The 12821-nt window shown below is 73.6% G+C and carries 11 protein-coding genes; 8 read left to right on the top strand and 3 right to left on the bottom strand.

The features are described from left to right. Window positions 1–22 precede the first annotated feature (22 nt). From argC to DEJ50_RS27225, 6 genes are all read left to right on the top strand, one after another. Window positions 23–1054 (top strand): N-acetyl-gamma-glutamyl-phosphate reductase, encoded by a 1032-nt coding sequence (gene argC, locus DEJ50_RS27200; RefSeq protein WP_150210724.1) that lies wholly within the window; start codon window positions 23–25, stop codon window positions 1052–1054. Further along, a complete protein-coding gene (gene argJ, locus DEJ50_RS27205; protein WP_150210725.1) occupies window positions 1051–2208 on the top strand; it encodes a bifunctional glutamate N-acetyltransferase/amino-acid acetyltransferase ArgJ in 1158 nt (385 codons plus the stop codon). Before argC ends, argJ begins: the two co-directional genes overlap by 4 nt. Further along, the gene (gene argB / locus DEJ50_RS27210; protein WP_150210726.1) at window positions 2205–3116 is read left to right on the top strand and encodes an acetylglutamate kinase; all 912 of its coding nucleotides are present in this window, start codon (window positions 2205–2207) and stop codon (window positions 3114–3116) included. Before argJ ends, argB begins: the two co-directional genes overlap by 4 nt. Further along, on the top strand, window positions 3113–4354 hold the full coding sequence (locus DEJ50_RS27215; RefSeq protein ID WP_150210727.1) for an acetylornithine transaminase: 1242 nt from the start codon (window positions 3113–3115) through the stop codon (window positions 4352–4354). Before argB ends, DEJ50_RS27215 begins: the two co-directional genes overlap by 4 nt. Before the next feature lie 7 nt (window positions 4355–4361). Next, window positions 4362–4898: an arginine repressor gene (locus DEJ50_RS27220; RefSeq protein ID WP_150210728.1), complete on the top strand. Its 537-nt coding sequence runs from the start codon at window positions 4362–4364 to the stop codon at window positions 4896–4898. A 98-nt stretch (window positions 4899–4996) separates the two neighbouring features. Continuing rightward, the gene (locus DEJ50_RS27225) at window positions 4997–5359 is read left to right on the top strand and encodes a hypothetical protein (protein ID WP_150210729.1); all 363 of its coding nucleotides are present in this window, start codon (window positions 4997–4999) and stop codon (window positions 5357–5359) included. Here the strand turns inward: DEJ50_RS27225 and DEJ50_RS27230 are convergent. From DEJ50_RS27230 to DEJ50_RS27240, 3 genes are all read right to left on the bottom strand, one after another. Next, window positions 5356–6042: a L,D-transpeptidase gene (locus DEJ50_RS27230; protein WP_150212391.1), complete on the bottom strand. Its 687-nt coding sequence runs from the start codon at window positions 6040–6042 to the stop codon at window positions 5356–5358. The two genes, DEJ50_RS27225 and DEJ50_RS27230, sit on opposite strands and share 4 nt — an antisense overlap. Before the next feature lie 120 nt (window positions 6043–6162). After that, a complete protein-coding gene (locus DEJ50_RS27235) occupies window positions 6163–7749 on the bottom strand; it encodes a hypothetical protein (RefSeq protein ID WP_150210730.1) in 1587 nt (528 codons plus the stop codon). A gap of 99 nt (window positions 7750–7848) precedes the next feature. Continuing rightward, a complete protein-coding gene (locus tag DEJ50_RS27240; protein ID WP_150210731.1) occupies window positions 7849–10011 on the bottom strand; it encodes a hypothetical protein in 2163 nt (720 codons plus the stop codon). 126 nt (window positions 10012–10137) lie between these two features. Between DEJ50_RS27240 and DEJ50_RS27245 the strand changes: the two genes are divergently transcribed. Beyond that, the gene (locus DEJ50_RS27245; protein WP_150210732.1) at window positions 10138–11331 is read left to right on the top strand and encodes an argininosuccinate synthase; all 1194 of its coding nucleotides are present in this window, start codon (window positions 10138–10140) and stop codon (window positions 11329–11331) included. Window positions 11332–11393: 62 nt separating this feature from the next. Then, window positions 11394–12821, top strand: coding sequence for an argininosuccinate lyase (gene argH / locus DEJ50_RS27250; protein ID WP_150210733.1), 1428 nt, complete (start codon window positions 11394–11396; stop codon window positions 12819–12821).

Raw genomic sequence — 12821 nt, forward strand, 5'->3', positions numbered from 1 at the left:
TGCCATCGATGAGGAGGGTCCGATGGTGGTACGTGTAGCGGTGGCCGGAGCGAGCGGGTACGCAGGCGGCGAGGTCCTGCGCCTGCTGCTGTCGCACCCCGAGGTGGAGATCGGCGCCCTGACCGGCAATTCCAACGCCGGACAGCTCTTCGGCAGCCTGCAACCCCACCTGGTCCCGCTCGCCGGACGCACCCTGGAACCCACCACCACCGAGGTCCTCGCCGGTCACGACGTCGTCCTGCTCGCACTGCCGCACGGCCAGTCCGCGGCCGTCGCCGCCCGGCTCGGCGAGGACGTCCTCGTCATCGACATGGGCGCGGACCACCGGCTGCAGGACGCCGCCGACTGGGAGAAGTTCTACGGCTCCCCGCACGCCGGAACCTGGCCCTACGGCCTCCCCGAACTGCCGGGTGCCCGCGCCGCGCTGGAGGGGTCCAAGCGCATCGCGGTCCCCGGCTGCTACCCCACCGCCGTCTCGCTGGCCCTCTGGCCGGCCTACGCGCAGGGGCTCGCCGAGCCCGAGGCCGTGATCGTCGCCGCCACCGGCACCTCCGGCGCCGGCAAGGCCCTCAAGCCCCACCTGCTCGGCTCCGAGGTCATGGGCTCCATGAGCCCCTACGGCGTCGGCGGCGGCCACCGCCACACCCCCGAGATGATGCAGAACCTGAGCGCCGCCGCGGGCGGCACCAAGGTCGCCGTCTCCTTCACGCCCACCCTCGCGCCCATGGCCCGCGGCATCCTCGCCACCTGCAGCGCCAAGGCCGTCCCGGGCACCACCGCCGAATCGCTGCGCGCCGCGTACGAGAAGGCGTACGCGGACGAGCCGTTCGTCCACCTGCTGCCCGAGGGCCAGTGGCCAGCCACCGCCTCCGTCTACGGATCCAACGCCGTCCAGCTCCAGGTGGCGTACGACGAGTCGGTACAGCGGATCATCGTCGTCAGCGCCATCGACAACCTGACCAAGGGCACCGCCGGCGGCGCTGTCCAGAGCATGAACATCGCCCTCGGGCTCCCTGAGAGCCTCGGACTTTCCACGATCGGAGTTGCGCCGTGACGGTTACGGCAGCACAGGGTTTCACCGCCGCGGGCATCGCGGCCGGTATCAAGGCCAGCGGCAACCCGGACCTGGCCCTCGTGGTCAACCACGGACCCCGGCTGGCAGCCGCCGGAGTCTTCACCTCCAACCGCGTCAAGGCCGCGCCGGTCCACTGGTCCGAGCAGGTCCTGCGCGGCGGCACGGTCAGCGCCGTGGTCCTCAACTCCGGCGGCGCCAACGCCTGCACCGGCCCCAAGGGCTTCCAGGACACCCACGCCACCGCCGAGAAGGTCGCCGCCACGCTGGGCGGCGAGCACAACGCCGGAGAGGTCGCGGTCGCCTCGACCGGCCTGATCGGCGTCTTGCTCCCCATGGACAAGCTGCTCCCAGGCATCGAGACGGCCGTCGCCGCCCTCTCGGAGGACGGCGGCGAGGCCGCCGCCATCGCCATCAAGACCACCGACACCGTCCACAAGACCGCCGTGGTCACCCGGGACGGCTGGACCGTCGGCGGCATGGCCAAGGGCGCGGGCATGCTCGCCCCGGGCCTGGCCACCATGCTGGTCGTCCTCACCACCGACGCCGACGTGGACAGCGCCGCCCTCGACGAGGCGCTGCGCGCCGCGACCCGCACCACCTTCGACCGGGTCGACTCCGACGGCTGCATGTCCACCAACGACACCGTGCTGCTCCTCGCCTCCGGCGCCTCCGGCACCGCCCCCGCCCCCGAGGAGTTCGCCGAGGCCGTACGGGAGGTCTGCGCGGACCTCGCCCGCCAGCTGATCGGCGACGCCGAGGGCGCCAGCAAGGACATCCGCATCGAGGTCATCGGCGCCGCCACCGAGGACGACGCCGTCGAGGTCGGCCGGAGCATCGCCCGCAACAACCTCCTCAAGTGCGCCATCCACGGCGAGGACCCGAACTGGGGCCGGGTGCTCGCCGCCATCGGCACCACCACGGCCGACTTCGACCCGGACCGGCTGAACGTCGCCATCAACGACGTATGGGTCTGCAAGAACGGCTCCGTCGGCGAGGACCGCGACCTGGTCTCCCTGAAGGACCGGGAAGTCCGGATCACCGCCGACCTGGCCGCCGGCTCCCAGAGCGCCGTCATCTGGGCCAACGACCTGACCGCCGAGTACGTCCACGAGAACAGCGCGTACTCGTCATGACCGGCCCAGCGCGGAAGCACACCGCCCTCCCCAAGGCCCAGACGCTGATCGAGGCCCTGCCCTGGCTCACCCGGCACCACGGCAAGACCGTCGTCATCAAGTTCGGCGGCAACGCCATGGTGAACGAGGAACTCAAGGCCGCCTTCGCTCAGGACGTGGTGTTCCTGCGGCAGGCCGGCATCAAGCCCGTGGTCGTGCACGGCGGCGGCCCGCAGATCAACGCCCAGCTGGACAAGCAGGGCCTGGTCAGCGAGTTCAAGGCCGGCCTGCGGGTCACCACCCCGGAGGCCATGGACGTCGTACGGATGGTCCTGGCGGGACAGGTCCAGCGGGAACTGGTCGGGCTGCTCAACCAGCACGGCCCGCTCGCCGTCGGCATGACCGGTGAGGACGCCCACACCATCTCCGCCGTGCAGCACCGGCCGGAGATCGGCGGCGAGCGCATCGACATCGGCCGGGTCGGCGAGATCACCGCCATCGACACCGGGGCCATCGCCGCCCTCCTGGAAGACGGCCGGATCCCGGTCATCTCCTCGATCGCGCGCAGCGCCGACGACGGGCACGTCTACAACGTCAACGCCGACACCGCGGCGGCGGCACTCGCCGCCGCCCTCGGCGCCGAGACCCTGATGGTGCTCACCGACGTCGAGGGGCTCTATGCGGACTGGCCCAACAGTGACGAGGTCATCAGCCAGCTCACCGCGAGCGAACTGGAGAAGCTGCTGCCCGAGCTCTCCAGCGGCATGGTCCCGAAGATGGAGGGCTGCCTGCACGCCGTACGCAACGGCGTCCGCACCGCCAGGGTGATCGACGGACGGGTCCAGCACTCGATCCTGCTGGAGATCTTTACGGATGAAGGCATCGGCACGATGGTCGTGCCGGACGAGCACGGAGGGGGAGCCCAGTGAGCGGCACCACCGGGAACGCCGGCGGCACCACCGGCAACGCGGAGTTCGGCGCCCGCTGGCAGGCGGCGCTGACCGACAACTACGGCACCCCGGCCGTGGCCCTGGTCCGCGGTGCGGGCGCCCAGGTCTGGGACGCCGACGGCAAGCAGTACACCGACTTCGTCGGCGGCATCGCGGTCAACGCCCTCGGCCACGGCCACCCGGCGGTCGTGGAGGCCGTGACCCGGCAGATCTCCACCCTCTCGCACATCTCCAACCTCTACGCCTCCGAGCCGGTCATCGCCCTCGGCGAGCGGCTGCTCCAGCTCTTCGGCCGCGAGGGCAGGATCTTCTTCTGCAACTCCGGCGCCGAGGCCGTCGAGGCGGCCTTCAAGATCGGCCGGCTGACCGGGCGCAGCCATATGGTGGCCACCACCGGCGGCTTCCACGGCCGCACCATGGGCGCCCTCGCGCTCACCGGCCAGCCGAAGAAGCAGGAGCCGTTCCGGCCGCTGCCCGGCGAGGTCACCCACGTGCCCTACGGCGATGCGGAGGCCCTGCGGGCCGCCGTCACCGAGGACACCGCGCTGGTGGTCATCGAGCCCATCCAGGGCGAGAACGGCGTGGTCGTCCCGCCGGCCGGCTACCTCAAGGCCGCCCGCGAGATCACCCGGGCCACCGGCACCCTGCTCGTCCTGGACGAGGTGCAGACCGGTATCGGCCGCTGCGGCCAGTGGTTCGAGTACCAGGCACACGAAGGCGTCGAGCCCGACCTGGTCACGCTGGCCAAGGGGCTCGGCGGCGGGCTGCCGCTCGGTGCCGTCGCCGCCTTCGGCGACGCGGCCGGGCTGCTCCGGCCCGGCCAGCACGGCACCACCTTCGGCGGGAACCCGGTCGCCTGCGCCGCCGGACTGGCCGTCCTCGACACCATCGCCGCCGAGGGCCTCCTGGAGCAGGTGAAGGAGCGGGGCGAGCGGCTGCGCTCCGGAATCGAAGGCGCCGGCGGCCCCTCCGGGCACCCGCTGGTCTCCCACGTCCGCGGCTCCGGCCTGCTGCTGGGTATCGTGCTGACGGAGCCGCTCGCACCGCAGGTGCAGCAGGCGGCTCAGGAAGCCGGCTTCCTGGTCAACGCGCCCGCCCCCGACGTCGTACGGCTGATGCCTCCGTTCGTCCTCTCGGAGGCCGAGGTGGACGCGTTCGTCCGGGCCCTGCCCGGCATCCTCGACGCGGCCAACGGGGACGGACGATCCGGAGAATGAGACGACGATGAGCCAGGCGCAGGACAACGAGCAGGGCGGGCCCTCCGTCCCGCAGACCCGGACCGCGCGGCACCGCCGGATCGTGGACATCCTCAACCGGCAGCCGGTCCGCTCGCAGAGCCAGCTGGCCAAGCTGCTCGCCGACGACGGGCTGAGCGTCACCCAGGCGACGCTCAGCCGGGACCTCGACGAGCTGGGCGCGGTGAAGATCCGCAACACCGGCGGCGAACTGATCTACGCGGTCCCCAGCGAGGGCGGATTCCGCACCCCGCAGGCCCCGCTCGGCGAGTCCGCCAAGGAGGAGCGCATGCGGCGGCTCTCGGGCGAGCTGCTGATCTCGGCGGAGGCCTCGGCGAACCTCGTGGTCCTGCGCACCCCGCCGGGCGCGGCCCAGTTCCTGGCCTCGGCCATCGACCAGGCCGAACTCCGCGCGATCCTCGGCACGATCGCGGGTGACGACACGGTGATGCTGATCAGCCGGGACCCGGCGGGCGGGCAGCCGCTCGCCGACCACATGCTGCGGCTGGCACAGAAGGAGTCCTGATGCTTTTCGGCCACCCCCGCCCGCGGGGGTGGCCGGGCGCGGCCGGTCCCGTAGAAAATCGTTTCCGCGGGCGGCCGTGCTCTCCCTAGTCTCGGGGAGTGAATCAACTCACCCTGGTCCAGCCGGTGTTGGCGGTCACGGCAAGCGTGTACGGGGTGGTCCTCGTCCGCTGGTGGCGGGGCCGTCGCGATGAACACCGCCGGACCGACCGCGCCCGCCGGAGCCGCCCCGCGTGGGTCCCGGCCGCCGCACTCGCCCTCGTCCTCTTCTGGATGTTCGCGTTCGTCTCGGTGCTGAGCTCCAGCCCGGGCAGCACCGCGGAATGGGCCGCCGCCGCGGTCACCCTGCTGGCCCTGGGGGCGCTGCTGGCCTCCCGGGACGTGGCCGAGGCCCTGCACCGCCGCACGGCCGCGCGCGGACTGTACGCCGGCCCGGACGACCGGCCGGGTGAGACGGCCTAGTAGCGGGTGACCGCCAGCGGGCCGGACTCGGTGCCCACCGCGATGTGCGGATGCCGCCCGGGGTCCGCCCAGCGCAGGATCTCCTGCATCGCCTGCTCCGGCACCGATACGCAGCCGGCCGTGGCGCCCTTCCCGTGGACGTGCAGGAAGATCCCGGACCCGCGGCCCCGCACCGGCCGGTCGTAGTTGAACCCGATGACGATGGCGTACGCGTACTGCTCCGGGTAGGTCACCAGATGCTCGGCCTCACCGGGTGCGCAGTCCGCCGGGAGCGGCTCGGCCCAGCGGTTGTAGGCGGTCGAGCGGTTGTCCTGGCACCACCAGGAGTCCGGCCCCACCGGCCGGTAGCCGTACGCCGTCCCGGCCGGGGCCGGCCGGATCCCGAACGCGTACGGCAGGTCGTACAGCCCGGCCGGGGTGGTGCTGGTGCCCTGCTTCCGGGTGGCGCCGTCGGTCAGCCCGTTCGTCCCGAACCGGGCCTCCGTACTGCCCCGTTCGAACCAGTGCCCGGCCCACCGGTCCCACCAGCTCACCCGCCCGGTGGTGGATCCGGCGGCGGGCGCGACCGCGATGATCAGCTGACTTCCGCCACCGGTATCGGCCAGCCGGGCGGGCAGCGGCGGGGAGGCCGCTGCGGCCGGGGAACCGGCCGGGGTGGCCGGCCCGTCCGGCGCGGGCAGCAGTGCGGTGACGAGGACGAGGCCGAGGGCGAGAGCCGTTCTGATCACATGTCAGACCGTACGCGGCGGAAGCGGCGGAACGGGCGGCGGCAGCGCAGGCCGGCCCGTTCGCCGCGCCGGATTTCACCCCGTGAGGCCCAGCCGGCTGCGCCGCAGTTCCAGCTCGTACGCGTCGAACACGGCGGCGGACCGGTGCAGCAGCTCGGCGAGTTCACGGCGGTCGCCGCCCTCGTACCGGAGGCTGTACTGCCAGTCCCAGCACCGCAGGTCGGCGACGGCCCGCTCGCGCAGCTGCCGCTCCGGATCGTCGAGCAGCAGCACGGTGGCCCGCAGCAGGGGCATCCCGCCCTGCACCCGGAGCAGCCGGAACGCGGCGCGGCGGGTGTGGGCGGGACGGTCCGGGGCCAGCCGGGCCGTCAGTTCCCCGGCGGGCAACCGGTCCGCCCAGGTGCGGAGGGCCCGTTCCGTCGCACGGGCCACGGCCGGTGACGGATCGTCCAGCAACGGCCCCAGCTCGGCCGGGAGTGCGGCCTCCAGCAGATGCAGCCCGGTGACGGCAGCGGCCCGGACCTCGCCCTCGGGGTGCGTCAGCAGCTCCCGGAGCAGGCCCGCTTCCCCGCGCTGTGTGCATTCGGCGAGCCCGAGCACGGCCTCGGGGTGGGGGAGCAGGTCCAGGTAGCAGGCGCGCGGGTCGCCGCCGTCCTGGCGCAGCAGCCAGCGGGCACAGGCCCGGACCGGGGCGGCCCGGTCGAGGAGGTGCCCGGCGGCTTCGCCGGACCGGCCGGCCCGGCGCAGGGCGGTGACCCCGGCGGCCCGCAGCCGGGTCGAGCGGGCGGCGAGCAGGGTGTCGACCACCAGGTCGTCCGGACCGTCGGCGGCCATCGCGGCGAGTGCCGCGTTCGCCCACAGCTGCTGCATCGCGGGGTCGGGGGCGGCCACGGCCTGCCGGGCCGCCTCGCGGGCGTCGAACAGCCCCAGGTCCAGGGTGATCCGGGCGGCGAACCGCCGGGTCTTCCGGTCGGAGCTGTCCCGCAGGGCGGCCAGCGGCTCGTACGGGGCCGTCCGCAGGTCCTGCTCGAAGAAGTCGAGGGCCCAGGCCCCGTGCACCCGCTCGCCCAGCCGCAGCACCAGCGGGGTCAAGGCGGCCAGGGTGCCCGCGCGGTCCTCCTCGAGCGCGGCCCGGAGGATCCGGCGGGCCTGGTTCCGTACCGGCTCGGCCCAGTCGGCGCAGCGGATGACGACCGCCGGCAGCAGCCGCGGCTCGGCCGCCGCCGCGGTCAGGGCCTGCTGCCGGACCCGGCCGTCGGGGTGGCAGAGCGCGGTCTCCGGCCGCTCCCGCAGCTGCGCGCCGAGGGCAGGGCGGCCGTACCGCCAGGGCAGGTCACGCACCCCGGCGTCGAACTCGATCCAGGCGGCCGGGTCCGCAGGATCCAGCACCTGCTCCACCGGCTCCCCGGCCAGCACCCGCTCGGCCGCCTCCGAGCCGCCTCTTCCGGCTTCCGCCCGGCCTGCGCGGCCCGGCACCGCTCCGGGCGGCGCGGTCGGAGACGACGCGGACCCGGCCGGCTCCGAGCCGTCTCTTCCGGCTTCCGCCCGTCCTGCGAGGCCCGGCACCGCTCCGGGCGGCGCGGTCGGGGACGACGCGGGCTCGGCCGGCACGCGGCGCAGGAGACGGTCCAGCCCCGCCAGTAGTTCCTTCGCGTACCCCATGAACGTGCCCTTCCCCCGTGCTGAACTGCGCTGATGGTAGACAGCCGGCCCCCGGTGCCGCCTGTGGATATTCCGGCGCGGGGGATCTCGCGCGGGGGATCAGGCGGGAGTGATGCCCAGGCCGGCCGCGGTGGCGCGGACCCGGCTGCGGAAGCGTTCGTCGGCCGGGATGAGGCGGTGTTCCAGCGCGGTGCGGGGGACCCGGCGGTCGCCGTCCGAGAGGACGGCCAGCCGACGGAACAGCCCGGGGTGATCCGGGTCCGGGCCGAGCGCGGTGAGGGCCGTCAGGGCCTCGTCCCCGCCGCCCCATTCGGCGGCGGCCAGCACCGCCTCGGTCAGCGCCGCCCGGTCCAGCCCCGTCGATCCGCCCGCCAGCAGGGCCAGCACGGCGGCCGGGGCCTGCTCCGGATCGGCCGCCATCTCTTCCAGCCGGGCCCGCAGCGGCCGGGCCTCCGGACCCAGCAGGGCCGCACAGCGGGCCGCCCGGATGGCCGTCCAGCAGAACCAGGGCTGGGCCCGCGCGGCTCCGAGCACCCGGTCCAGTACCGCCACCGCCTCCGCCGCGGCGGCCGGCCCGCCGGTGATCCGCCACAGGGCGGTGGCCACCGCCGCGTCCGCGTCCAGCGCCGGCGTGGTGCCGGCCGGGTCGGGGCGCTCCAGCCAGGCGCGCAGGGCCGGCACCAGCGGGGCCGCCACCGCGCCGAGGTCCCCGGCCACGGCCGCCGCCGCCCCCACCTCGTGCGCCCCGCCCGACAGCCGCAGTTCCAGCGCGGCGAGCAGCGGACCCGGCTCCCCGGTCAGGCCGTGCAAGGCCCGGCCGGCCGCGAGCCGGCCCTCCGGATCACCGGTCCCGGCGGCCACCCGCAACCGGTCGGCCGCCTCCGCGCGGGCCGCGGGCACGTCCGGGCACACCGCCTCGATCACCCCGGCGAAGACACCGGGGAACGCCGGCAGTGCCGCGTACAGCTCGGGCAGCGCAGCCGCTCCCTGCGGGCCCCAGCCCCGCAGCAGGTGGGCCAGCCGCCAGGGCTCGTTCCCGGTCAGGCCGGGGCCGGCCAGCCGCGCCCGGACCGCGTCCAGCAGCTCCGGGTGGCAGGGGAACACGCCGTCCTCGGGCGCCTCCAGCCCGGCCGCCGCCTCCAGCGCCCGGGGCGACCGCTCGAACCGGCGGGCCAGCAGCGGAGCCGCCTGCCCCGGGTCCACGGCGATCAGTGCGGCCAGCATCCGGTCGCCGAGATCGCCCTCCTCGGCCGCCGCCCCCGCGGCCAGGGCCGGCGCGGCAGCCGCGGCCCACGGCCCCAGCTTCCGCAGCAGGCCCAGCACTTCGCCGTCCGCCTCCGGGTCCCCGGCCGCCTCCACCAGGACCGGCGCCAGCCGCGCGGGCGCGCTGCGCGACAGGTGGCAGGCATGGCCGGCGGCCCACACCCCCTCGGCCCGCACCTCCGGCCGCGGATCGGCCAGTGCCGCCGCCACCAGCGCCAGGGCCGCCTCCCGGTCCTCGGCCGTGTCCCGGTGCAACAGGGCGCCGGCCAGGTCGTGCAGGGGTTCCTGCCGGTCGAGGTCGTACCGGTCGGCCACCCACGGCCGGCCCGGAAGCAGCGCCAGTACGGTGTCGTGCAGGACGGAGTCCCATCGCGCCCCGCCGTCCACCAGGACGAACACGGCCGCCATCCGGAGTTCCCCCGGCTGCTCCGCCCCGAGCACGGTACGGGCCAGTGCCGCGGCCGGCTCCGGGTCCAACCGGGCCAGCGCGCCGAGCAGTTCGGCCCGTACAAGTGGGTCGCTCTCCCGCTCCCAGCGGCGGTGCAGTGCGTCCGCCGCCGCTGCACCGGCCCGGGTCTGCCCGGCCGTCCACGCCGTGCTCTGGCGCAGCTCGGCCTGCTCCGCGTCGAGCAGCGGGAGCAGCAGCGGCAGCTGCGCCGCGACGGCCGCCCGGACGGCTCCGGGCGGCTCGACCCCGTGCTCGTCCTCGCTCTCGGCGAGGTCGCCGAGCAGCCGCACCAGATCGGCGGTCGCATGGCCGGCCGCCGCCAGCGCGGCCAGCCAGGGCACCGCCTCGACGCTCGCCGCGTACACGGTGCCCTGGTGGATGACGTTCCCGTACAGCTCGGAGACGGCCGCTTCGACGGTGTCCGGCTCGCCGGAGGCGAGGGCGCGCAGCAGGTCCGGCAGGTCCTCGGCCGGACCGTAGGCGTGCGACGTCGCGTGCCAGGGGTGGTCGTCCAGGCCGTGCAGGGGGTTTCCGTGGGTTCCGTGGTCCATGGGCCGATCTTGGCAGCCGGTACTGACACGGCCACCGGCCGTCGGCCACCGACCCCTCCGATTGACGAAACATACGGAGGCATGCATAGTTATGCCTATCCGAGATTGCACCGTAAGGAGAACCCCGTGACCGAGCGCGTCGTACTCGCCTACTCGGGCGGACTGGACACCTCCGTCGCCATCGGCTGGATCGCCGAGGAGACGGGCGCAGAGGTCATCGCCGTTGCCGTGGACGTCGGCCAGGGCGGCGAGGACCTGGACGTCATCCGCAAGCGCGCGCTCGCCTGCGGTGCGGTCGAGGCCGAGGTCGCGGATGCCAAGGACGAGTTCGCCGACGAGTACTGCCTCCCGGCGATCAAGGCCAACGCCCTCTACATGGACCGCTACCCGCTGGTCTCGGCGCTCTCCCGGCCGGCCATCGTCAAGCACCTGGTCGCCGCCGCCCGGAAGCACAACGCCTCGATCGTGGCGCACGGCTGCACCGGCAAGGGCAACGACCAGGTCCGCTTCGAGGCCGGCATCCAGGCCCTCGGCCCCGATCTGAAGTGCATCGCCCCGGTCCGCGACTACGCCATGACGCGGGACAAGGCGATCGCCTTCTGCGAAGCGAAGCAGCTCCCGATCGCGACCACCAAGAAGTCCCCGTACTCCATCGACCAGAACGTCTTCGGGCGGGCCGTCGAGACGGGCTTCCTGGAGGACATCTGGAACGCGCCGATCGAGGACATCTACGAGTACACGGCCAACCCGGCGGTCCCGCGGGAGGCCGACGAGGTCGTCATCTCCTTCAAGGAGGGCGTGCCCGTCGCCATCGACGGCAAGCCGGTCACCGTGCTCCAGGCCATCCAGCAGCTCAACGAGCGCGCCGGCGCCCAGGGCATCGGCCGGATCGACATGGTCGAGGACCGGCTCGTGGGCATCAAGTCCCGTGAGGTGTACGAGGCTCCGGGCGCGATCGCCCTGATCACCGCGCATTCCGAGCTGGAGAGCGTCACCGTCGAGCGCGAGCTGGCCCGCTACAAGCGGCAGGTGGAGCAGCGCTGGAGCGAGCTCGTCTACGACGGCCTGTGGTTCTCCCCGCTCAAGCGGGCCCTGGACGGTTTCGTCAACGAGGCCAACCGGCATGTCACCGGGGACATCCGGATGACCCTGCACGGCGGGCGCGCCGTGGTCACCGGCCGGAAGTCCGAAGAGTCGCTGTACGACTTCAACCTCGCCACCTACGACACTGGCGATACCTTCGACCAGTCGAAGGCCCAGGGTTTCATCGACATCTTCGCCCTCTCCGCGAAGATCGCGGCGAAGCGTGACCTCGCCTGACCTCCCTTCCCTGTCCGAAGCCATGCAGTTCCAACGCCATGCAGTCTTGAGGAGCAGTACCTGTGAGCAGCAACAACGGTGACGTCCGGCTCTGGGGCGGACGGTTCGCCGACGGCCCGGCCGATGCCCTCGCGAAGCTCTCCGCGTCGGTCCACTTCGACTGGCGGCTGGCGCCGTACGACATCGCCGGCTCCCGCGCCCACGCCCGCGTGCTGCACAAGGCGGGGCTGCTCACCGCCGACGAGCTGGACCGCATGATCGCGGGTCTGGACGCGCTGGAGGCGGACGTCGCCGACGGCTCCTTCACCGGAACCATCGCGGACGAGGACGTGCACACCGCGCTGGAGCGGGGCCTGCTGGAGCGGCTCGGCGCCGACCTCGGCGGCAAGCTGCGGGCCGGCCGGTCCCGCAACGACCAGGTGGCCACCCTGTTCCGGATGTACCTGCGGGACCACGCCCGGATCATCGGTGGCCTGATCGCCGAGCTCCAGGACGCGCTGGTGGGCCTGGCGGAGGCACACCCGGACGTGGCGATGCCCGGCCGGACTCACCTCCAGCACGCCCAGCCGGTGCTGTTCGCGCACCATGTCCTGGCCCATGTGCAGTCCCTGTCCCGGGATGCGGAGCGGCTGCGCCAGTGGGACACCCGGACGGCCGTCTCCCCGTACGGCTCGGGTGCCCTGGCCGGCTCCTCGCTGGGCCTGGACCCGGAGGCGGTCGCCGCCGACCTCGGCTTCGAGCGCGGCTCGGCCGGCAACTCGATCGACGGCACGGCCTCCCGCGACTTCGTCGCCGAGTTCGCCTTCATCACCGCGATGATCGGGATCAACCTGTCCCGGATCGCCGAGGAGATCATCATCTGGAACACGAAGGAGTTCTCCTTCGTGACCCTGCACGACGCCTTCTCCACCGGCTCCTCGATCATGCCGCAGAAGAAGAACCCGGACATCGCGGAGCTGGCGCGGGGCAAGTCGGGCCGCCTGATCGGCAATCTGACCGGCCTGCTCGCCACCCTGAAGGCCCTGCCGCTGGCCTACAACCGGGACCTCCAGGAGGACAAGGAGCCGGTCTTCGACTCCTGCGACACCCTCGAGGTCCTGCTGCCCGCCTTCACCGGCATGATGGCCACGCTCACGGTGAACCGGGAGCGGATGGAGGAGCTCGCCCCGGCCGGTTTCTCCCTCGCCACCGACATCGCGGAGTGGCTGGTCAAGCAGGGCGTGCCGTTCCGGGTGGCGCACGAGGTCGCGGGCGAGTGCGTGAAGGTCTGCGAGGCGGACGGGATCGAGCTGGACGAGCTCACCGACGAACAGTTCGCGAAGATCTCCGAGCACCTCACTCCGGAGGTCCGTACGGTCCTCAACGTGCCGGGCGCCCTCGCCTCCCGCAACGGGCGGGGCGGCACCGCCCCCTCGGCGGTTGCGCTCCAGCTCAACGAGCTGAAGGCGGACCTGGTCATCCAGCACGCCTGGGCGACGCACAAGCAGTAG

The organism is Streptomyces venezuelae, assembly GCF_008642295.1.
GTDB lineage: Bacteria > Actinomycetota > Actinomycetes > Streptomycetales > Streptomycetaceae > Streptomyces > Streptomyces venezuelae_C.